The sequence below is a fragment of the Candidatus Chromulinivorax destructor genome, assembly GCF_003366055.1.
Classification (GTDB): domain Bacteria; phylum Babelota; class Babeliae; order Babelales; family Chromulinivoraceae; genus Chromulinivorax; species Chromulinivorax destructor.
Genome location: NZ_CP025544.1, coordinates 168,902 through 191,589, shown reverse-complemented (window position 1 = coordinate 191,589; position 22,688 = coordinate 168,902). Strand labels below are relative to the sequence as shown.

Below are 22,688 nucleotides of genomic sequence, written 5' to 3'. Positions count from 1 at the left end.
TTTTCAAAGCCCTGGACTTCAGTCCGGGGTCATTACTCTATAATTTGTTGGTATAAATCGAAAGCTTCTTCTTCTGTTAAGAACAAAGCTATTGAAGATAATAAGTTTGCTTGATAATGTTCTAGTTCAAAAAGAACTCTTTTGCTCGCAGCTGTTTTTTTTGACTTTAATAACTGTAGCATTTTTTTGTGTATAATATTTATATCTCCAGTTTGATCTGAGTTCATAATTTTAAATAATGATATGATAATATTGTGATATTCATTTTGATCTACTTTTTTATCAGCACCAATTGAATAAAATTTACGCGTTACTTTGTTATATGCTACTTCAGCATGAACAGATGGTGATAATCCAATAAATAATAGTGAGCTTATTATTACTGATTTGAATTTGTTTTTCATTTTTATCCTTGTTTTAGTATGTACAGCTTATTAATAGTTTCTATTTGAAATAATAATTTTGGTTTGGATAATTGTCAACAGGGTCATTTTATTAGTTACTTGATATGCATGATATTAATAATGATAAAGTCTTACATTGCGACTATAAAAATATGCTTGGCTATTTAAAATAAATTGAAAACTGCATAAAAACCTATAGTATTGCGGTACTTACCTTATGAAATATTTGTGATAATTTCACTTTGAAATCATGTTCTTTGACGATTTGTATTATTTTTGTTATTTTTGTAAGATATTCTGCAGGTTTTGTATTAAAAAATATATACAAAAGTTGCTTGTTTTTAAATTAAATTTAATAAGTTGTATAAAAGGAAGAACAAAATTATGAAAAACAAATCAGTCGTTGTCGTATGCATATATTTTTTTGTATTTATAACGATGACTTATTGTATGAACGCATCATTACAATCAGATAATTGTAAGTTTCAAGATAGTAGATCTTTGCATACAACCCTTCACGAAGAAAAAACTTTGAGTCTTGAAGAACAAATCGTAGAATATTCAGATGAAGCTTTTCAATCGTTTGTGACCTGTTGGGGTTATAAACAATCTGAAATTTTAAAAAATAATAAAGATGAACATTTGTTTCGTGATTTTTATCAACAACTACCTGAAGATATACAAAATACACCTTGGACGCAGCGATGCCTTGAAAAAAAATTAGAACCATTGGGGAGTAAGCCGTCTTCAGTATCTTTGCAATCTATGAGTTCAATTACTGATGAAAATATTTCTGAAACTGATTTTACTCAATCAACCGATACTTTTATTCAAGAATATGATGTTATAGAGCAGCAAGAAGTTTGCAACAAAAACATATCGTGCGGGATGGGTCTTCATGAAATACAAGATTGTATTAAGACTCCTGTTGTGAGCGGTAAAAAAAATAGTAAAAAAAATCAGCAACTTGCATTACAAGCAGAGCAAGAGGCTCAAAAATTAGCAAAAAAAGCTAAAGAAAAATTACGACAAGATGCAAAAAATGCACGAAGAAAAGCTGCAAAAATTGCAGAGCAAGAAAAGCAAGAAGCTGAAGAATTATTTCTTAAAGAAACAGCGTGCATTGTTGCTCTAGAGTGTAAAATAAAAGATTTTGATGAGAAATATATGCATCAAAATAAATCTAAAAATAAATATATTTTGCATACAGATAAAAAGATTGCTTTATCATCAGCACAGTTACATGTAGAAGCATCAATTGAGAATCTTTTATGGACTATGATTAAAGATCTTGAAATAGAACAAGGTGGTTATAATGCGTATGACGATGAAAATTTTTTAGATCAGTACAATGATTTATATAGCTTATTGCAACAGCTTAAACATTTTGATTGCCATATAAATTCTAGTATCAGCTTATATTTAGAGATGCTTGATATAAAAATAAAAAAAGGAATAGAGCTTTTTGATAATGATGATGATGGATTAGATTATGATTTTTATTATGATAACAATAAAAAATTTACCATAATCAAGAATTTATTAAAAATTACTAAAACCAGTTAAGGTGTATAGTGTGAGTTTTTTCACACGTTTTTTATTCAAGCTTCAGGGGTGTGCAGGCAAGTGTGGCTGCTCCATTCTTTTTAAAATTTTAAAAGTATAGAATTGCTGGCGCTAGATTTTTTTTATAAGTAAGCAAAGCGATAGTGCAGCATATTGTACTACTTTTACATGTTGGTTTATAAAGCAGACAAAGGCCTACAGCATAATTATGTTGTAGGCCTTTGTCTGCTTTAAATTTAAAAATTGATAAAAACTTGCGATATCGCTTCATTCATCTCCCAGGCTTCGCATAAAGCTATGCCGGACACAGCCGGAAATATGGGTAGCGGCGGCCACGTTACGCTTATTTAATGAAAAACACGTCAATCTATGCAACAAACGAAGCAAACTTTAAGATATGAAACCTGGCTAAGATTTAAAAAGAGTGCATCAGGCCAACCGGCAAGCAAATTCCCGAAGTTTTTTTAGAAAACGTATTGCAAAACTCTCTCCTAAAAATTTGGTTTGCTCAACCTAGAGCCTTTTTAAAATTGTATAATTTTTTAATCAATTTCTTTTATCGATCCATCAGGATTTTTATAATCATATATATCAGGTTCTATGAGCTTACTTATTTGCAAAGCTCGATTTTTTCGCTCTGTTGATCGAATCCAACTGTTTGAGTTTGCCACCGCATAATCATACGCAGTTTTATTGGTAAGATCTCGCACATTGACATCTACTTTTTGTTCAAGCAGCTTTTTAATTGTTTCAAGATCATTTTTTTTAGCTGCTGTTATAAGTGGATATTCATTGCTTGCATAATGTACTGGAGCATCTTGATTATCATAAATTGTAGCCATCTCAGGAGCAACTTCGGAACTATTTGGTAGTTGTTTTCTTTTCCATCGATTATGGAGATGTTGTAGTTGGTTCAGTTGAGATGAAGCTGAATTTTTATTATCGGTAAGATTTGTACGTGGAGTTATTGCTTGTTTGTCTATAACAGGCTGACTTTGTATAAGTTTGTTGATAAAGCTTATAGCAAAAGCGTACACAACTATTTTAACTATTTTTTTCATAGACAATGACCTTTATTTTCATGAAAAATGTTGCATATTAGAAATATACTACATTTTTTAAGTCTGTATCAATATCTCTGTTTGAATGTATTTTAAAATTGGTTTTCTAGGCTGTGTGAACTAAATTTAAAAGTGGATACAAACCTGCGATATCGTTGCGCTCATCTCCGGAAACATTGGTGATAGGGCCCCACTATGCGATTTTTGAGTTTGAAAAAGAGTGCATGAGGCCCACCTGCAAGCAGATTCACGAAGTTTTTATAAAAAGCAAAGGGCAAAAATTGATAATAAAAATTTGGTTCACACAACCTAAGGTTTATTGTGTCATCATAATATTTAGCAAATTGGTTGATCCTGCACTGGTAAATTTCTTACACTGGTAAAAATTGTAAGAAAAAGCCCAATGGCTTTTGCAATTGAGAATATCTTATCAGGTATGCAATAGTTTTTTTGATAGGGGGAGTGATGAAGAAAACAGTTGGTATTTTATTTCCTGGTTATGGCGAGCAGTTCGTCGGTATGGGGAAAAAATTATATGATGAATCGCGTTTAGTTCAGGATCTTTTTGAACAAGCATCGATGTGCTTTGATATTAATTTTGTGCAATTATGTTTTGCAGCATCAGATGCTGAGATGTCTGAGATCGACAAAGGGTACTTGGCAATTTTGTTATTGGAAACAGCAATTTATGCACAGTTAGCAGAATCTGGTTTGCGCCCAGATTTTATTGCGGGGTATGGCATAGGCGAATATGCTGCAGCTGTTGCGTGTGGCTCGTTAAGTTTTGCTGATAGTATGTATCTCTTGTCAAAATATGCTCGTATATTTAAAGAATTTATTGGTGAGCATAAAAATTACTCGGTGTTAGTTCTTTCGCGCGGATTTACCAAAGAAAGTTTAACTGAGTTGTGCGCAAAATATTCAACTGATGATAAAAAAGTTTTTATTGCAGCTTACAATACTGATGATAACTTTGCTATAGCAGGTGATGCGCAGTTAATTGCTCAGATTAAAGAGTATTGCAAAGAGCAAGAAATTCGTAAAGTTAAAGAGTTACCTGCAGCCTACGGATTGCACAGCCCAATCGTAGATGCTGTCGTTGCACAATTAGCGCCTTATTTTTTTAAAATTGATTTTAAATCATTAAAAACACCGGTTATTACCAGTGTTGATGGTGTGTATGTTACGTCAGCTGATGCGCTTGAATCTGCGATTATGCGGCGTGTTAATAGTCCATTGCAGTGGGATGAAGTTATGCATGGTTTTGTTGGGTGTGATGTTTTGATCAGTGTTGGTCCTGGCAAGCAGCTTGCTGAATGGGCTCGATTAAAATATCCAGAAAAAGAAATTTATACGATTGAAAATTTAGATGACCTGCAAGCATTGCAATCGTTTTTACAAGAGCATAAAGCAGAATTTGAAGAATCAGATAAACCAGACCAGATTTCGATGGGGACTTGCCATATTGACGATGATGCTGTTGTTGAGCCAACTGATTTAACCAGAGCTGATTTAATTAATGAGCTGCCTGGAGATTATGATATTGAAGAAGGCGAAGAGCTTGCCTAAGCTTTATCAAGCATGGTAAAAATTTTAGGCTTTGCAAACTCAATTTTCATGAGAAAGTTTTGTTCTACGTTTTTTATAAAAACTCTGGTGAACTGCAGGCAGGTGCGCTTGATGCACTAAAAAGTGTTTTGTGGCAGCGGCCACTCATGATTTAAATTTTAATATGTGTATAAAAAAGAAGAAGTAGCGGGGGGTTGCTTCTTCTTTTTTTGCTTATAATCACGCTATTGAATTTAACCCATGAAATTAATATTTTTTTTATTGATTTTTCTAATTGCTATTTGCAATAATGTTTTTGTGAGGGTAAGCAAATACCAAACATAAAGCAAAAAAATAGGAATGTAAGTTATGAAAAATATATATATTTTGTTACTCATCGCAGCAGTGCCAAGTTATTTTTCGGCAGCAACCTATACCAATAAAACAGGCAACCCTGTTATAATTAGTACCCATGTTGATTGTGATGATGTTATGAATGATGAGCCGCAAGTTGAGCATCTATCATTTTATAAGAATATAAAAGAATCTGTTATGATTCATGAAGAGTGTTTTAATGGACAGTGCCTTGAAGAAATTTTAGAAGAACCTTGTACAAAAGTCGTAGCTATTCGTCTTGGTAAAGATGAATCTGGAGAGCTTGCAAACCAAGCAGGTCAATTTGTTACGATTGTCAGTCCAAAGTTAAATGAAGAACGCAAATTTTTCCCAACCAATGATTCGTTTAATTATGAAATTACGGTAGGCAGTGGATCTGCAAGTTACTCAAAATTAACAATTAATCGTGCAGAATAATTCAATTTAGAAGTTTTTCATTGGATGTATAATCCATATCGTTGCAATGGCCATCAAGATTTAATCCCGTCTTGATGGCCAATTTCTTTTTATTTATAATAAAAAAGGGTTCACACACTCAATTGTATGTGAACCCTTTTTTTTAAGTAGCAATTATATAGTGCTAACAACGATATAAAAAATATTGTTATACATAATTTTCTAATTCCCAGTCAGTTACAATACGAGCAAACTGTGTTGCTTGGGACTGCTTTAATTTTGCATATTCAGCCATAAATATTGGATCAAACATTGCATGCATGTTGCTTGATTGTTCAAACATCGTAATCGCTTGTTGTAATGATGATGGTAATGCTGTGATTCCACGATCTTGAATCTGAGTCAGAGTTAATTTAAATAAATTTTCTTCGACTGCAGGTTTGACTTGCTCGTTATTTTTAATACCTTCAAGGCCAGCTTTAAGCAAGAATGTACACGCTAGATATGGGTTGCACAATGCATCAGCACATCGAATTTCTGCACGAGCTGCATACGGTTGGCTTGCGTTAATTTGTGGAATACGAATTAATGCACTGCGATTTTTCTTTGCCCAACATACATACACAGGAGCTTCGTACCCAATAACAAGACGTTTAAATGAGTTAACGCAGCTGTTTACAATAACAGTTGCATCTTGAATTCTGTTTAAAACCCCTGCAAGAAAGTTATGCGCAAGAGGTGATAAGAATGCGCTGTCATTTTCATCAAAAAAAACATTCCATCCCGTTGATTTTTCAGCAAGGCTAAAATGTAAATGCATACCAGAACCGTTGACGCCAAAAAATGGTTTTGGCATGAACGTTGCAATGATTCCATAGTTTCCAGCAACCTGTTTGATCAGATGTTTTGCCAACATAATGTGGTCAGCAATCGTGAGTGGATCGTTATACTGAATCACAATTTCGTGTTGTCCAGGCGACACTTCGTGGTGCAGTTTTTCAAGGTTGATGCCGTTATCAAGCAGGACTTGCATCATTTCAAATTTAATTGACTCATGTTTTTGTTGCATTTCAACACCGCAATAGTTGCCATGATCCCATGGAACCAGCTCACCATTACTATTTTTTTCTACTAAGAAAAATTCGATTTCTGGCCCGACAAAAAATTTGTAATCTTGAGCCGCTGCTTGCTCGATTGCTTGTTTAAGCATGTAACGTGGGTCAGCTGGGTAGGGTGTTACTTCATCTTGGTACACGTCTGCAAATATACGAGCAGTTTTTGGTTGATTTTTTATTTTTGGATTAACAAAAAAACTTTGCAAATCGATTGCTAAATGCATATCACTTGCAAAAATATTAGAACATCCAGGGATTGACGAACCGTCATATTTTAAACCATTATCAAGCGCAGATTCTAGTTTGCTGATAGGAATAATAATATCATGAAAATTGCCCGACAATGCAGTAAAATACACGTGCACAAACTCAACTTTTTCTTGTGCTGCTTGGTCCATGATAGAAACTGAAGTTTGTAGTGATAATTTATTGAGAGGTGTGATGACATTGCTCGTCATCATAAACAGAGCGATCATCAGCGAAAAAAACTTTTTCATAGAAATCCTTTGTAGAAAATAAAAAATATAATTAGCAATCAATGTATAAAAAAGTAGCTGAAATAGCAATTCAAAGATTGCTGACATGAGCTATTGTATCGATCTATAGCCCCAGTAAAAGCAGATATACTGAAAATGTATTATGCGTGGTAGTTTTAATAAAAAACTGCAACAGTTTCAATCTGTTGATTTTGATGAATAATACAATATATAATTATCCTAAATAGGATTTTTAGTAAGTTTAAAAAGGAGAGTAGTAATGAAGAAAATTATGATCACGTTGTGTACGTTGCTTGCAGTGGCATCTGGAAAACATATTGATGCTATGCATGGTTATGCTGAACCAGGAAAGTCTGTAAAAAGTAAAGGGGGAACAGCAAAATCAGGTGAGGCTGTAAAAGTGGCACCAGATGCACCTAAAGATGTACAAGCTAAAGCTGCTAAGACTCCTAAACTTGCAGAGTCAAAATCAGGTTCTGATGTACCTAATCAAAATTTAAATATTGTTAAAAATATGCATGGAGTCGAATCAGCTCCGGGAAAGAATGGAGATCAATTTAATCAGACTTTTAATTTAGATAACACATCAGAGATGAATATTACATTTGACAAAAATGGTAACCCTAAAGAATCTACAGTTACTCAATACAAAATGAAAAAAGATAGAAAAGGTAATAAGCAAATTAGTGAAACTCGCATAACAAAAAAAACGACTTACAATCGTGATGGTTCTATGGATGAATCAATTTTAAACTCACAAGGAAAAGAAGCTCAAAAAATAAGATATAGAAAAGATGGTACATTTGATATAACTAACTTTGATGCAAATAATAAACCACTTGACTCAACATCTTATGATGCATCAGGTATAGCGACAGAATATACTGATTATAGAACTAAAGCAGAACAAGAACTAACGCCAGAACAAAAAACTGAAGCACAAAATAAAGCAGATCAAGCTCGTAAAAATGCAGAAGCAGCTCAAAAAAATACGCCAGCAAGAGAAGAAGCTGTTGGTAAAGCAGCTGAGAAAGCTGGCAATGCCCTAGAAAATAATGATGAACCTGGAGTCAAGACAGTCGTTAGTGATGCGGTAGAGACAGTGGTGGGTGATCGTATGTCAGCTGAACAAAAATATACTATGATAGAGCAAATAACTGCTAAAATTATGGAAATAGGTAAGGCTGGTAAGCAAGCATTAACTGCTACTATTGAGTCTATACGATCTGTTTTTAATAGTATTTTTGACCTTGTAGATACAAAACCATTGAGAACTGAAGTTAGTGGAGAAGAAGCTGACAATTCATCAGAATCTGTTTTATTTAAAGATATTCAAGATGTTTCTGGATCACAATCGCCAACGAGTGTTGCTAATGATTTTTTATTAGGATCTTAATTGAATCCACTACGTGTAGAAATTAATTATATACGTGTAAATAGAATAATTATTTGATAATTAGTAAAGAAGAGAGGCCAGGAATATCCAAGCCTCTCTTCTCTTTGTGCATACACTATGTTTAAAAATAGAGTCTACTGACAATTCCAATTATGTTCTGTCAACCAAATTCAAAATAATTATGCCATCCTACGATATTGCTGTGCTCATCTGCGCAAACAGTTCTGGCGCACGTCATTTTACGCTTATTTAGTTTAAAAAATAGTGTATCAGGCCCACCGGCTACCAAATTCAGGAGTTTTTTAGAAATCGTAGGGCAAAACTTTTGAATGAAAAATTGATTCACTCAACCTAATGATTGGTGCAATGAAGCTTTTGTAAAGGTAATAAAAGCGGGTATGGTTTGTAAAAATTGTTCATCGTAGTTTTTATTAAATTAACATTTTAATCTATTGATTTTTAAATACTGCAAAATGTATAATTATTTCAAATAGAATTTTTAGAAATGTTGTAAAAAGGAGAATCCCCATGAAGAAAATTATGATTACGTTGTGTACATTGCTTGCAGTTAATGCAGGATCAACGATGTATGCACTACCAGAAGCGTCGGAACCAGGCAAAATTGAAAAAACAGAGCCTGAAAAAGGTACAAAAGGTGAGACGGGTCGACAATCTGTATCTAAAGATGTACAAGAAAATGCTGCTAAGCAGTCAAAAAATTCGTCAAAAGAATCAAAAGGTGGAAAAGAAAATAAATCAGCAGATGCGAATGGAAAAACAAAAAAACAGAGTGATTTACAGAATGGTTCATTTGATTTAAATAGTTCAAAAGATGCATCAACTAAATCTGGAGAGAAATCATACACAACAAAATTAGATCGTAATGGAAATGTGAAGGACCCTGATTTTGTTAAGAGTGTTGCTGATGCTTTTAATTTAGATCCTCAAGATGGAGATTCTGTTACATCCTTTACTAGCGGAGAAAAGACATATTTTACATTAAAAAGAAAAGATGGAACATCTTATTCAGTTACAGTTGATGACGGTGGTCAAGTTTTAGAGACTACAAAAAAATCACTAACTCGATCTTATGATAAATATGCTGGAAGATTTGGAAATTCATTATTTAAGGAATATGATGCAACATATGACCCAGCTAATTATGATAGAGACGGAAATACTACAGCAGAATATAAAGAAGCTGAGAAAAAAAGGGATGATGAAATACAAGCACAGAGAGATCTTAAAAAAGTTCAAGGTGAAATTAAAACTTCAGACGTGCAGGAAAAAAATGGATTGAATTCTGAAAAAGATAGTACTGAAGTTGAAGCAACAAGAGATCAATCATCTCAAGAAACACCTCAAGCAACAGCTAAAAGACTTGAAAAAGATCCTACACAAATAAAGCCTTTAGTCGAAAAAACATTGCCAAAAAGTGCTACTGATGCGCAAAAAGCAACAGTAGTAGAATGGTTGACATCTGAGCTTTCTAAAGGAATTGAGAGTTTTGCCAAAGCAATTGCCGATTTTTTACAAGATCCTATGGGAACGATCAGCAGGTTGACATCAAATCCAGTTGTCGTAACAAGTCCTGAAATGAGAGCTAATCAAAAACCTACAGGATCAGCGTATGAAAATTATGGTGATGAGTCTTTATCAGCAAGTGTGTCGCAATCATCACCAGAGAATTTATTTACTCAGACTTCTACTGGATCATTAAAATCTGAAGACATTAAAAGACCTTCAACTCCTATTGAATCAACAAGTGGAGCTTTAAAACCTATTGGCAAATATACAATGCCTGGACAGAAATAATAGTTCGATAATAAAAGATGAAAGAGGCCGGGAATTTCCCGGCCTCTTTCATCTTAACAAATATACACTATTGTTAAAAATACAGTCCACCAACAACTGCAATTGACCATTGAGACAATGCATTGTTTTGGCTTGTGCTGATTTCAAACTCTCCAAGTAATCCCACGTACGGGCTCATCGACATATCAAGCCATGAGTAAGCAGCCTTGGTAAATACTTTACTGGTTGAAGCAGCTTGTTGCTCTGCTGCTGCAATGTTAAAAGCTGAGTTACCAGCGATACGGTTTGCAGGGACAGTTGCAGGTAATATTAGTGCAGTTGCACCATCATTACCATTCTCAGCAACTGCTGGAAGTGATGAATTAATCCTTGCTGATGGTTGTGACAGGGTCGAAGGGGTTGCCGCGCCACTGCCATTAAAAGCACCGACTGATTGACGGCCTAAAATTGCATAACGGTTTTGGTCAAATTCTTGCGTAATCGTTAAATGTTCTTGTGTTCTTCCCCAGAATGCGTACCCAAGGTCAACTTCCCATCCGTTAGAAACGTATTGAAACTCAATTGCAGCGTTACCTTCAGCACCAAATGATGACGTAGAATCAAGGGTAGAAAGGTTGATCAAGTTTTGGATCGTTCCTTGGTATATGTTTGCGTTGTAATCGGCAACTAATAAATATTTAGAACCTGGTCCATTGAGTTCTAAGTCGTATGAACGAACCGTGTTGCTGTTGACAAGGTGTAAGATCGTCCCCATCACATTGATAGCAAAATATTTATTTTCATGGTTTTCCCATACTTTTATACCACCGACAAGATAGCCACCAATACCCCAGCTGCTTCCACGGCCAAAGATCGGTTCAAGCGCATAGATACCAAGTGGTTTATTGCCAGATGGGCCAGATGCACGCAGACCAAACCCAAACAGATGTTCTTCATCACAAATCAAGTTGTACCCAAGTGTCATTTCAAAGTCACCAAATTTAGCGCCCGATGATTGTAAGCCATCGATTAATCCGTATTCCATGACCTTAAAGTCACCAGAATCGGTGGTGTTTGATGCTCCTGCAAAAGCTTGTGTCATCGTTGTTGACGGCTGGTAGCCAGTTGTTGTTGATGGTTGAATTGCACCAGCTACGTACGGTGCTGCTGTTGCAGTCGTTACTTCGGTTAATTGAGGGTTAATACCAATCATACCAAGTGGAGCTTTTAACTTAATAAAAAATCCTGGATCATTGGTTGAGCCACCTGCATAAAATAAGAAATCTGCACCACCTTGGTAGACTATTGGATTTAATTCGATTTGCCCGTTTGACGTTACGTTTCCTAAACCAAACTGGTAGGCATCAAGACTTGTACCGTTTAAGTTTGTCCCGACCGTCATTGCATTCGTTCCTGACCAAAATGGTAAAGCACCAATGCCTGTTGCACCGTTTTGATTCCATGAACGTTGGTACGCTCCCGTTGCAGCAAAAAAGCTGTAGAATCCATCAAAATCAGTTTTAGTAATGTGACCTTCCATCATCATTTCTCGTTCGATATTTGCCGAGAATGCACGATGTAAGAATAAGTTATTTGATATGGTTGTCTCTGATGCAGACAAGCCGTATGTTGCAAGCAGTGCAAGTCCTGCAAGCATGTATTGCACACGAGTTGTGTTTGTTTGTGCGTTGTGCAAAAACTTTTGTATCATGTTCTCAATCCTTTTTTTGTTTTTTATTATGGTAAAATTTTGGTTCACGCAACCCTACGCAGTGTTTTTATATTTTATAGGTATCACAACGAGCGTAGGGTCAGACTATTTTTTATATAATCATAGGGTGTATTGATTCTTAAAACGATGTACCACCAACAATAGCAATTGACCATTGTGGCAGAGCATTATTTAAGCACGTACTAAATTCCCATTCAGCAATCATTCCAAAAAATGGAATATAATTGATATTGTTCCATTCGTAAGCAATCTTGGTAAACGCTTTGCTTGTAAGGTAAGCAGCCTGCGCAGCAGCAGCAACATCAAGGTCAGAAGCAGCGATTCTGTTACTTGCTATCGTTGCATCAACTACAAGCGCAGATGGTACTCCCACCACATCTTGACGCGCTACCGATGAACTGATGGTAGCAGTTGGTTGAGCAAGCGTTGTTGGGGTTGCACCAGCACCAATTTGCCCAACACCTTGACGGCCTAAAATTGCGTAGGTTTGGTTGGCAAAATTACCAGTGATTTCCAGCGTTTCAGCTGATCGGCCATAAAACTCATACCCAAGGTCAAATGACCAACCATGACCACAGCTGTAGTTGAGTGCAAGAGCAATATCTACTTCTGCTGCAAAAGTAGAATTTGATAGCAGGGTTGTGTGGTTAATTAAGTTTTGAATTTCGTTCTGGTACGAACCGTTTGCATAGTTTGCAACAAGCAAGTAACGTGAACCTGGTCCTGCAGATACTAAATCGTACGAACGTGTAGTTTCTGTGGTAAACAGATGCAACACATCAGCCATAAACTTACAGGTTAACTTGTTGTTGTGCGCACCATGCCAGAGCTGAAAGTTACCAGCAGCATAGCCACCAAGACCATAGTTACCGCCACGTCCAACAATCGGTTCGATCATATAGGTACCATCGGCTTTGTTTCCTGATGGACAGGACATACGGCCAGCAATGGTGACTGAACTATTTTCATGAAAAATCCAGTTGTACCCAGCAGTTAATTCAAAATCTGCAAAACGAATAACGGTAGTCGATATATTATTAATTAATCCAAAAAGCATTGGTGTGTAGTCGCCGTTGCCTGCAAACTGTTCATTTTTAAAACCTAAGAATGCTTGCGACATGCTTGTTGCAGGTTCATTAACTGTAGCGTTAGAAACGCTCAGCGCACCAGCAGGATAGTCAGTTGCAACCAGTGGATTATTTTCTGTTAATTGGTACGTCACTTCTGTGATTGCAAGTGGAACTTTTGCTTTAGCATAAAAACCTGATTTCACCCCAGATTGGCCCATAATAAGCATAAAGTCAGTACCAGCTTGGTAAAATATTGGATTTAAATTGATCGTTGCTGGATTTGCACCTGGTGTAACTTGACCAAGGCCAAACTGATAAGCATCAACGTTTGCCAACGTGCTTGGCGTTGTTGTTGATACTTGTTCATTATTACCAATCGTCATGGTGTTGCTACCAGACCAGAATGGAAAGGCTCCAAGGCCATTTTCTTGGTCACCTTGCGTCCAGTACCGTTGATAAAAACCGGTTGCAGAAAATTCACCAAACCAACTTCCAGAATCGGTATGGCGATAGTTAGACTCCATCATCATCTCGCGAGCTATATTGCCCGATGATGGACGAGGCTGTATAAAACCTTTACTGGTGCTTAACGTTGCATCGCCGTGCAGCTGATGCAGCTGAACTGACAATGCGATTGCTACGCACAGGTTTTTGATTGTTTTTGATACCATATCGCGACTCCTTTTTTTATGTTGATATGACGTGGCAAATTTTCAAAAATTTACAACTGATTTTACTCAAAAGGAATTACCTTTTTTTTGATGCAGCGCATGCAATGCAGTTTTCTGTTGCATGTAATCTATAAAAATAGTCGAAAAGTTGCAATGAAAAGATGAAGAAATTTATCAAGCGTTGTCTGGAGAACTGTAGAAAGTAAAAATGGAGATAAGGTTTTTACACCTTATCTCCATAGTATTATCGTTTTCTGGCCTTAGCTCAATATTCTTTTATAGATATAGAACTAAACTATTGTTAGAAAGAAACGCCGCCAACTAAAGCTACGCTCCATTGAGGAAGAGCATTGTTTAGTGAGTTGCTGAATTCAAATTCACCCATTACACCAACGAAAGGAACGTAATCGTTTTGTGCAAATTCATAACCAACTTTAGCAAATATTTTGCTTGTTAGGTATGCAGATTGTTGTGCGCCTTCTACGTTTAAGTCAGCTAGAGATACTTGGTTAGCAGTAAGACGAGCATCACCTAAAGCATCAGCAGTTGTAGCTACAGTTCCAGTTTGTACTATATCTGTTTGAGCTACTGCATTTCTCATTGTCGCACCTGGTTGAGCTGCGAATGAAGCAACTGAACCATCAGTAGCTGTACCAGGACCTTGATGCCCAAGAACAGCATATCTTGTATTGAAATCACCAGTGATTTCTAAAGTTTCAGCTGAACGACCGAAGAATTCATAACCTAAGTCAAATGAGAATCCACCGCCTGTGTAGTTGAAACCTACAGCAACGTCACCTTCAACTCCAAATGAAGAAGTAGAAGCTAATGTTGTTACGTTGATTAAGTTTTGGATAGAGTTTTGGTAAACACCAGCATTGTAATCAGCAACTAATAGGTAACGTGAACCGCCGCCATTTTCTGTTAGATCATATGAACGAACTGTGTCTGTTCCAAATAAATGCATAACATCAGCCATTACTTTGAATGACAATCTGTTATCGTTGCTGCCTTCCCATAGGTTAACGTGTGCAGCTGTGTAACCACCAAGTCCCCAGTTTCCACCACGACCAACGATTGGTTCAAGCATGTATTGACCAGTTGCTTTGTTCCCTGTAGGAGCAGAAGCACGTAGCGCAACGCTGAATGAACTATCTTCGTTGCTGATAAAGTTATAACCAGCAGTCATTTCGATATCACCAAACTTAGCGCCTGTTGAAATATCGCCTTGAACTAAACCGTATTGCATTGGAGTGTAGTTACCAAGCGTAGGAGCATCACCTAAGTTACCAGCTAAAGCTTGTGTCATTGTTGCGCCAGTTGGAATTGCTACGTCTGTAGTAGATAAGCTCAATTGACCTTCGTTATAGTTAGCAGCAGGAGTTGCAGCTACTTCTGTTAAGTTAGGATTGATGTTGTACACAGCGATAGGAGCCTTGATTTTAAACAAGAAGCCTGGTTCGTGTGAAGCAGATCCTACGATAAACATAAAATCAGCACCAGCTTGGTACACGATTGGGTTTAAATTGATTGAACCAGCAGTTGATGTTGTACCTAAACCGAATTGGTAACCATCAACAGAAGGTGTTCCAGCAACAATACCAGCAGCTGTTGTAGCAGAGTTACCTACAGCCATTGTGTTTGTTCCTGACCAGAATGGGAATGCGCCTAATCCGCTTACATTACTGTCAGCATCGCTTTGTGAATCTACAGAATTGTCATTCCATCCACGTTGGTAAAAACCAGTTGCAGAGAAGTTACCATACCATCCATCAGAATGTTTTTGTTCGTTTGGTTGCATCAACATCTCACGAGCGATGTTAGCAGATGCAGCACGCGGTTGGAAGAAACCTTTACTTGTACTTTGTACAGCTTCTGAATGTAATGAAGCTGCAGTTGAAAGAACAGCTAGTCCTACAAAAAGTTTTTTCATTGATTTATTAACCATATCGTAAATCCCTTTTTTTGTTCGATATGAACGATTATTAACTCTAATTTTTTATAATCAAACTATTTTCTACCGTTGCAAAACTATAGAAAAAAACATGCTTACATTTAATTTTCAGCTTCTTGTTTAAGACTATCCCCCTTCCGAATGTTTGTTATATTTTAATTTATTTTTTACCTAATTTTTTAAACTTTTTATTGCGATTTCTTCATTCGTGCTACAATTTAAAACAAAGAAACTAATAATGCAACTTAAATTATTCATCTGTTTTTTTTGTTATATCTGTAGCGTTGAAATTTATTATAAAGACCGCAAAATGCATTTGTAAAGAATTTTTATTTTTAGCAATGATCTGATTGCGTGCATGTGTTGAGAAAACTGTTTATCCAATAAGGTTTCAGGCACTCAAGATTATTAAAAAATAAGATGAGATTTGTGATCAAGTCGATATAATTTCATAAAAAAAATATTAAAAAATAAAATAAAATTTTAAATTAATCAGCATTTTTTTACGGTAATTGAGGTATCAAGAAGGTTTGGTAGTTGAGATGAATTTGATCTGTATGCCCTACGTCCTGACTGACTACGGGGAAGGGGAGGCCGGCGGGCCTTATCCGCTTATGTGATTATAGGAAGGTAGCTTGTGGTATGCATGTATGAGATTGTTGTCAAAAAGTTTCAACCGATGTCCTGACCAACAACGAGAGAAGGGATGTCTGCGGACTTTATCCGCTTTTTTATGTACATGTGATTGTATGTATTAAAGTTATGGTGCGCATGTATTGTACTGTATAAATCAAATTTAAAATAAGTATACAATCTCCGGTATTGCTACGCTCATTTTGATGCTTTGCATAAAGTATGGTTCAAGTCATCTCCAAAGGACAAGAACGGTAGTTTCGTTAGGTTTTGTGAACCAATTTTTTTACCTTACATTTTCTGTGAAAATTCCAGGAATTTGTCGGCCAGTGGGCATGATGCACTATTTTTCAAACTAGAAAAGCGTAACGTGGCCGCCGCCACCCATATTTCCGGAGATGAGCGCAGCGATATCGTAGGATCGTATTGTTATTCACACAGTCTAGATACTATTAAGTTTTTTTAAAATTATATTTTTAATTGACCAGCGGTTTTGCTTTAAGAATTTTTTTAGTACAAGCAATTATATATTTTAAATAAAGTTGCGGCCTATAGTACATTAAAACTATAGACCGCAACTTTATGTGTTTTCGTATGAGGGATTTATTTACAGTACATAAGCTACCGTTTGTACGATAGGTCTACGATCGTAAGCCTTAGACAAAAATGGATTGCTCATTGTTGTCACTAAATTTTTCATAGTTTCTGTTTGTTCATACTCTAAAACTGTTGATCCAAATGTATCTTTCATTAAAGTATCAGCACCATGTATGAGCAGTAACGTTGCAGCTGCAATATTATTGTTTTTTACAGCTGATTGTAACAGCGTATAACCATAGCTATCGGTAGCATCTACGTTTGCTCCTTTGCTTACAAGCAAAGATAAACAAGCGATATGATTTCTAAAAATAGCCTTGTGCATGAGAGTTTGACCATAATCGATATGATCATTCAGGCTTGGTATTTTTGTAAGAAGTATATCAAAAGCTGGTAAATTATTGTTGAGCATAGCTCGATCTAACAGATCACTGATATTACTATGAGCATTTTGATCTAAAAGACTATTTAATTGAAGAGCATCATCAGCATCAATAGCTTTATACAAGAGATTTTCATGAGAATCTTCTTGTTTGCCTTGCAAGGTTAGGTTGATTACTTCATCATGTGCATTATCTTGCATGATTATTTCTTGATCACAGCAATGAGTCAGTATATCATGAGCAATTTTTATATCGATATCAAACGAGTCGTCATTGCCTAGGTTGTCATGCATAGTTTCTAAAGATTTTTTGCAATCATGAAGATTTTGTTGTGCATTAATTGTTATGTCAACTGAACTGTCAGGTTTATGAGTAGCACGTATAACACATAACGTATTGTTAGCTTTTGTAAGGATAGTTGTAGATGTTTGTGAACAGTAGATTGCTGCTTCAGCCATGAGTGCGATGATGATACAAGCTATTTTTTTCATAGATAGGTAAACTTTCATAGGTATTTATTATTTTTTCACAATGAATTAATGCACATTATGCCAATGTGTAGGCAGTTTTTTTGGTGTTGTACATTTTTAATTAAGTTGGTATTGATTATACATTTTTAGAGTCTGAAAAAACTTCAATCATTTCATCAGTTGCTGCATAATCAATTTGAGTTTTACCATGCGCGTTAGGTTTTATGTGAGCGTTACAGGCAAGTAATAACTTTGTAGCTTCTAGGTGGTTATTTTTCATGGCATAATGCAAAGGGGTATTTTTTTCTCGGGTAGTTGCGTTTATATAAGCACCTTGATTGATCAGAATTTTCATTGCAGGTATTTTATTATAATAAGATGCAACATGCAGAGGTGTAAAACCAGATTGAGTAACTGCATCGATGTTAACTTGAGCAGAAAGAAGCATTGCAAGAGCTGTTGTGTCATCATTCATAACGGCATGATGTATAGGCAGCATTTTCAAATTGTTCATTTCATTTAAAGGCATGTTGATCGCTATCAGCCATGCTAATTTTTTTAAATTGTTTTCTTCTATAGCTTTTTCAACAGGGCTTAGCCATAAACTTCTTTTGTTTTTTTGTGTGATTGCATCTTCTATAGTGCTTGTCATGACTTGAAAGCAATTTTTTGGCGGGTTGTTTTCGCATAAACAGTTTTGATATTTTGCATCTCTGTCAGTTGTATAATTTTCCACATTATAGTTTAAAATAAATTTATAAAAATTGTCTTGCGATAAATCTTGATGTTCAATTGTATTTAAAATTCTTTTATATTCAGACTGTGCATGACTATTTTCAGGAAAATTATGCTCAAAATATGCATAATTTCTAAAAAATTGAGGAATTGATTTTTGAAAATCTGTTTCAGCTGCATAATTAATGTTCATGCACAATAAAGTGACTATTGTTAAAAGTGTATTTTTCATAAAGCAGGGTCTTAATATGAGGGATGTTAGTAATTTTTATTATACATAATATATCACAGGTAGAATTGTTTTTGAATTTTAATTCGATGTAATAGATGATTTTTAGCAGCATTATTTAGTTCAGTTTAGATTTATGGGATTCAAATCGCTTTATTTCATACGTGGTGAACTTGTTGGTTATGACAATCATGGGTACAATAACCAGAAAAGCATGAGTTGTCGTTTTTTAAAAAATTACGGTAACTATAGAAATTTTAAAATTTTATAAAATATCACAAAGGAAACTATGTTTTTATATCTTTGGATGATGATTCAAGTTCTTGTTGAAACTTTACCTGTCAGTAGCTCTGGACATGTTGCACTGATGCACAAAATAGCAGAAAAATGTAATTGGCAGATGCCCGAAGTTGTCATGGCACAGAGTTGGGCTTTTGATTATGTTTTACAAGGCGTGAGTGCTCTTTTATTTGTAGTCTATTTTTTTACCATATGGTGGAAGCTTGTCATCGATCGGCCTGTACATCTTGCAGCTTTAGCTGATAGAAAAGTATGGAAGCATATTTTTACTAAAGTTTTATTATTTGGAATTGCTGCTGATGCGATGACTTTTTTTTGTTGGGTTATAAAAATAGATCAGCTTATTCAGCTCCCATTAGCTTGTGGATTTAGCATCACTGCCTTATCTCTTTACTCATTAGCATATGCTCCTGTCAGCAAAAAAATTGATATCTGGGATGTTCGATCTGGTTTATTACTAGGGTTAGTCCAAGGTTGTGCTTTGCTACCAGGAATTTCTCGATTTGGTACAACTTTTACCGCCTTACGTTGGTTGGGTTATAAAAATGATGACGCCTTTGCTTTCTCATTTTTAATTCAGTGGCCATTAATTTTTGCAGGTAGTTTACTTGGTTTAAAAGCTTTGGTAGATGCAGGATTGTTGCAGAAAATTATGACATTGCCTTTGCTGATCTGCATGACGCTTGCAGGAATTGTAGCGTATTGGCTATTTTGTTGGGTGCATGTAATGATTGAAAAAAATCTGCTGTGGAAGTTTTGCTACTACATGATAATTCCTGTTGTTCTAGCATTAGTGATATAATATGGGGGTGGTAATTTTACGAAAGCTCAGGCTGTGTGAACCAAATTTAATATAAGTATGTCAGTCTACAATATTGCTTTGCTCATCTCAGGAAACATTCGTGGCGGCGGCCACGTTACGCTTTTTTAATGAAAAATTACGTCAATCTATGCAAGAAACGAAGCAAACTTTGAGAAATTAAACCTGGCTAAGATTTAAAAAGAGTGCATCAGGCCAACCGGCCAGCAAATTCCCGGAGTTTTTGTAAAAAACGTAGGGTAAATCTCTAAAATAAAAATTTGGTTGACGCAATCAAGGGTCACTGTTTTTTAAAATATGTTTACAAAAAAGTGATGAGTCGTAGATTATATACGATTATATGAATAAGTTATTATGAATGCGAGGTCTGTATGAACTATAATTGGGCTGATTATCTGTATATGGTTGTCAAAAAATATGGAATTATCGCACTGCTCAGTTGTGTAGATTTATTCTTACTTGGATCGTTAGTAACATTTAATCCAACTGATCAATCATGGTTTTATCACACCACAAAGGCTCAGGTATTCCATAATATTTTTGGTATGCTTGGGTCATATACAGCATCTTTGATGATCTATTTTTTTGGATCAGCTTCTTTGGTGTTTCCATTATTTTTAATGTATGCCATTATTTTTTACTATGGTATGCAAGTTACTAAAAAAATGAGTATAGCAACTGAGTGGGATCGTATGCTTGGTGTTGCAACAGCTTTTGCATCATGTTTGGTATTATGTCAAATTCATGCTGTTGTTTCCTATGATTTTACGTATCCAGGTGGCATGCTTGGTAATTACATAAGCAAAAAAATAGTTTGGTATTTTGATCCGTTAACGCAGGCAATTATCGTTTGGAGTTTGCTGGTTAGTTCTCTCATTTTAATTACTCGTTGTTCCTATATTCCTGCACTTCAGTCGATGTACGCATGTGTAGTCTATATCTGTGACCCAGAAAAATTGCCAGCTCGTATCATGTTGTATGTAATACAGATGATTGGGGCTGTATGTTCTTACGCATTGCAATGTCTTAAAAAAATCTACGAAATATTTTCTGGTGCAATTGTGCAGCGAATCGACACATCAATTGTTGAATTTGAGTACGAAAAAAATATTGATCAAGATATTGATACTATTGTACATGATCTATTTTGGGATGAATATATTGGTCATGGTCAGCAAAAAAAAGATACTATACAAGGAGTTGCTCTTGATCAAAATGCTGCAAGCAAGGCTTTTAATCAAGATTTGCACGTACATACCATGCAACTTGAAGAAGCCATGGTTGCAAAGAACATAGAATTTCAGCGTGAGCATCAAGAAACATTGTTTGATTTACCGTTGCAGGCTCCTGCAAAAGAAAAAATTATAGAAAAAAAAGTTGTTGAACGGCCTGTTGCTCCAGAAGCAAAAAAAGATGGTTATACCATGCCTTTTTTACCAAGTAAAAAAGTAGAACAAAAAGCTATGGTAGCTCAACAAGAAATGCTTGCAATGCAGGCAAAATTGTTAGAACAAAAGCTTGAACAGTTTGATATTAAAGGAACTGTTGTTGCAATGCATGCAGGGCCTGTCGTGATTTTATTTGAATACCAACCAGATATTAAAGTTAAAGTCAGTAGAATTTTATCGCTTGAAGATGATCTTGCAATGGCATTAAAAGCATTAAGTATTAGAATTATAGCACCGATTCCTGGGCGTTCAGTCGTTGGTTTTGAAGTTGCTAATGCGCATCGTCAAGATGTGTTATTTTCTACGATTTTAGATTCACCAGAATTTAAAAAACATACCGGTTCTTTACCGATGATTTATGGCCAAGATACGCTTGGTAACAACATTGTTGCAGATCTTGCAAAGATGCCTCACTTGCTGATCGCAGGGTCAACGGGTTCAGGAAAATCGGTAGCTTTAAACGCAATGTTAGTATCATTACTTTGCTCTTTGCGCCCAGATCAGCTAAAATTAATTATAATAGATCCTAAACGATTAGAATTTGCCGCGTACGATGGCATTGCTCATTTAATATTTCCAATTGTTACCGAAACTAAAAAAGCTATACCTGTGTTAAAATGGGTTGTGCAGACCATGGAAGAGCGGTATAAAGTTATGGCGTCGTTTGGGGTAAGAAACCTTGGCGACTACCAAGCTGCGGCAAAATCAAATAAAGATATGGAGCCGATGCCGTTTATTGTGGTGATTATTGATGAGCTTGCAGATTTAATGATGACCGCAGGAAAAGCAGTTGAAGATTCGATTGCTCGTCTTGCACAAATGGCTCGGGCAGCAGGTATTCATATGATTATTGCAACACAACGACCATCAGTTGATGTTATTACAGGTATGATTAAAGTCAATTTTCCAAATAGGGTTGCATTTAAAGTAACTTCTAAAATTGATTCGCGAACTATTTTAGATGCATCAGGTGCTGAAAAACTTCTTGGACGAGGCGATATGTTGTTTTTAGACGCATCAAAGTCAAACCTTGTTCGTGTGCATGGGGCGTATGTTTCTGATGCTGAAATTCATGCTGTTGTAGCGCAGATAAAAGCCCAACAGAAGGTGCAATACTTAGACCTGTTTGAACAGTTTTCAAATAACTCAGAAGATGAGCTTTTAGATGCAGATGATGAATTGTATCAAGAAGTTTTAACATTACTAAAAGATTTAGATGAAGTTTCTATTTCTATGTTGCAACGACGTTTTCGTATAGGATATAATCGTTCGGCACGAATTATTTCTATTCTTGAGTCAAAAGGGCTCATTATGTCGATAGAGGGTGGTAAAACGCGTCGTGTGGTTCGTTAGAAATAGTTTATATTTGTAATTTTTTTAAAATTACTTGACAAAAACCCAAAAAACGTACATTTTTTGTGCGTAGATGATTGCGAAATATTATAGTTTATAAATTTAAAAAGCCGGAGAAAT

15 protein-coding genes are annotated in these 22,688 nt (G+C 35.6%); 7 read left to right on the top strand and 8 right to left on the bottom strand.

Going from position 1 to position 22,688, the window contains the following annotated elements; translation table 11 throughout:
• Positions 1-32: 32 nt before the first annotated feature.
• The gene (locus tag C0J27_RS00865; RefSeq protein ID WP_115585318.1) at positions 33-404 is read right to left on the bottom strand and encodes a hypothetical protein; all 372 of its coding nucleotides are present in this window, start codon (positions 402-404) and stop codon (positions 33-35) included.
• A gap of 384 nt (positions 405-788) precedes the next feature.
• Between C0J27_RS00865 and C0J27_RS00860 the strand changes: the two genes are divergently transcribed.
• Complete coding sequence (locus C0J27_RS00860) at positions 789-1,970, top strand: hypothetical protein (RefSeq protein WP_115585317.1); 1,182 nt, start codon at positions 789-791, stop codon at positions 1,968-1,970.
• 542 nt (positions 1,971-2,512) lie between these two features.
• On the opposite strand, the gene C0J27_RS00855 is transcribed toward C0J27_RS00860, so the two are convergent.
• A complete protein-coding gene (locus C0J27_RS00855; RefSeq protein ID WP_115585316.1) occupies positions 2,513-3,031 on the bottom strand; it encodes an ankyrin repeat domain-containing protein in 519 nt (172 codons plus the stop codon).
• Between the two features lie 465 nt (positions 3,032-3,496).
• Here C0J27_RS00855 and C0J27_RS00850 point away from each other — a divergent pair, with 465 nt between their 5' ends.
• Complete coding sequence (locus C0J27_RS00850; RefSeq protein ID WP_115585315.1) at positions 3,497-4,600, top strand: ACP S-malonyltransferase; 1,104 nt, start codon at positions 3,497-3,499, stop codon at positions 4,598-4,600.
• A gap of 348 nt (positions 4,601-4,948) precedes the next feature.
• On the top strand, positions 4,949-5,392 hold the full coding sequence (locus C0J27_RS00845; protein WP_115585314.1) for a hypothetical protein: 444 nt from the start codon (positions 4,949-4,951) through the stop codon (positions 5,390-5,392).
• Positions 5,393-5,579: 187 nt separating this feature from the next.
• Here C0J27_RS00845 and C0J27_RS00840 read toward each other — a convergent pair whose 3' ends face one another.
• Positions 5,580-6,983 (bottom strand): glutamine synthetase family protein, encoded by a 1,404-nt coding sequence (locus C0J27_RS00840; protein WP_162801703.1) that lies wholly within the window; start codon positions 6,981-6,983, stop codon positions 5,580-5,582.
• A 259-nt stretch (positions 6,984-7,242) separates the two neighbouring features.
• On the opposite strand from C0J27_RS00840, the gene C0J27_RS00835 reads away from it, so the two are divergent.
• Entirely contained in the window at positions 7,243-8,379 is a 1,137-nt protein-coding gene (locus tag C0J27_RS00835) for a hypothetical protein (protein ID WP_115585312.1), read from the top strand.
• 528 nt (positions 8,380-8,907) lie between these two features.
• Positions 8,908-10,194 carry a hypothetical protein gene (locus C0J27_RS00830; RefSeq protein WP_115585311.1) on the top strand — a complete coding sequence of 429 codons (1,287 nt, stop codon included), beginning with the start codon at positions 8,908-8,910 and terminating at the stop codon, positions 10,192-10,194.
• A gap of 73 nt (positions 10,195-10,267) precedes the next feature.
• Here C0J27_RS00830 and C0J27_RS00825 read toward each other — a convergent pair whose 3' ends face one another.
• The 5 genes from C0J27_RS00825 to C0J27_RS00805 form a co-directional block, all read right to left on the bottom strand.
• On the bottom strand, positions 10,268-11,884 hold the full coding sequence (locus C0J27_RS00825) for a hypothetical protein (RefSeq protein ID WP_115585310.1): 1,617 nt from the start codon (positions 11,882-11,884) through the stop codon (positions 10,268-10,270).
• 139 nt (positions 11,885-12,023) lie between these two features.
• Positions 12,024-13,646 (bottom strand): hypothetical protein, encoded by a 1,623-nt coding sequence (locus C0J27_RS00820; protein ID WP_115585309.1) that lies wholly within the window; start codon positions 13,644-13,646, stop codon positions 12,024-12,026.
• Positions 13,647-13,947: 301 nt separating this feature from the next.
• On the bottom strand, positions 13,948-15,594 hold the full coding sequence (locus C0J27_RS00815; RefSeq protein WP_115585308.1) for a hypothetical protein: 1,647 nt from the start codon (positions 15,592-15,594) through the stop codon (positions 13,948-13,950).
• A gap of 1,246 nt (positions 15,595-16,840) precedes the next feature.
• Positions 16,841-17,704 carry an ankyrin repeat domain-containing protein gene (locus C0J27_RS00810; RefSeq protein WP_162801702.1) on the bottom strand — a complete coding sequence of 288 codons (864 nt, stop codon included), beginning with the start codon at positions 17,702-17,704 and terminating at the stop codon, positions 16,841-16,843.
• 115 nt (positions 17,705-17,819) lie between these two features.
• The gene (locus tag C0J27_RS00805; protein ID WP_115585306.1) at positions 17,820-18,650 is read right to left on the bottom strand and encodes an ankyrin repeat domain-containing protein; all 831 of its coding nucleotides are present in this window, start codon (positions 18,648-18,650) and stop codon (positions 17,820-17,822) included.
• A 286-nt stretch (positions 18,651-18,936) separates the two neighbouring features.
• Between C0J27_RS00805 and C0J27_RS00800 the strand changes: the two genes are divergently transcribed.
• Together C0J27_RS00800 and C0J27_RS00795 are read left to right on the top strand one after the other, a co-directional pair.
• Positions 18,937-19,749, top strand: a complete 813-nt coding sequence (locus tag C0J27_RS00800; RefSeq protein ID WP_115585305.1) for an undecaprenyl-diphosphate phosphatase — start codon at positions 18,937-18,939, stop codon at positions 19,747-19,749.
• Between the two features lie 389 nt (positions 19,750-20,138).
• Complete coding sequence (locus C0J27_RS00795; RefSeq protein WP_115585304.1) at positions 20,139-22,568, top strand: FtsK/SpoIIIE family DNA translocase; 2,430 nt, start codon at positions 20,139-20,141, stop codon at positions 22,566-22,568.
• Positions 22,569-22,688: the final 120 nt, after the last annotated feature.

Coding starts and splice junctions, on each gene's coding strand:
- C0J27_RS00865 (WP_115585318.1), bottom strand. CDS start 404: ATGAAAAACAAATTCAAATCAGTAATAATAAGCTCACTATTATTTATT.
- C0J27_RS00860 (WP_115585317.1), top strand. CDS start 789: ATGAAAAACAAATCAGTCGTTGTCGTATGCATATATTTTTTTGTATTT.
- C0J27_RS00855 (WP_115585316.1), bottom strand. CDS start 3,031: ATGAAAAAAATAGTTAAAATAGTTGTGTACGCTTTTGCTATAAGCTTT.
- C0J27_RS00850 (WP_115585315.1), top strand. CDS start 3,497: ATGAAGAAAACAGTTGGTATTTTATTTCCTGGTTATGGCGAGCAGTTC.
- C0J27_RS00845 (WP_115585314.1), top strand. CDS start 4,949: ATGAAAAATATATATATTTTGTTACTCATCGCAGCAGTGCCAAGTTAT.
- C0J27_RS00840 (WP_162801703.1), bottom strand. CDS start 6,983: ATGAAAAAGTTTTTTTCGCTGATGATCGCTCTGTTTATGATGACGAGC.
- C0J27_RS00835 (WP_115585312.1), top strand. CDS start 7,243: ATGAAGAAAATTATGATCACGTTGTGTACGTTGCTTGCAGTGGCATCT.
- C0J27_RS00830 (WP_115585311.1), top strand. CDS start 8,908: ATGAAGAAAATTATGATTACGTTGTGTACATTGCTTGCAGTTAATGCA.
- C0J27_RS00825 (WP_115585310.1), bottom strand. CDS start 11,884: ATGATACAAAAGTTTTTGCACAACGCACAAACAAACACAACTCGTGTG.
- C0J27_RS00820 (WP_115585309.1), bottom strand. CDS start 13,646: ATGGTATCAAAAACAATCAAAAACCTGTGCGTAGCAATCGCATTGTCA.
- C0J27_RS00815 (WP_115585308.1), bottom strand. CDS start 15,594: ATGGTTAATAAATCAATGAAAAAACTTTTTGTAGGACTAGCTGTTCTT.
- C0J27_RS00810 (WP_162801702.1), bottom strand. CDS start 17,704: ATGAAAAAAATAGCTTGTATCATCATCGCACTCATGGCTGAAGCAGCA.
- C0J27_RS00805 (WP_115585306.1), bottom strand. CDS start 18,650: ATGAAAAATACACTTTTAACAATAGTCACTTTATTGTGCATGAACATT.
- C0J27_RS00800 (WP_115585305.1), top strand. CDS start 18,937: ATGTTTTTATATCTTTGGATGATGATTCAAGTTCTTGTTGAAACTTTA.
- C0J27_RS00795 (WP_115585304.1), top strand. CDS start 20,139: ATGAACTATAATTGGGCTGATTATCTGTATATGGTTGTCAAAAAATAT.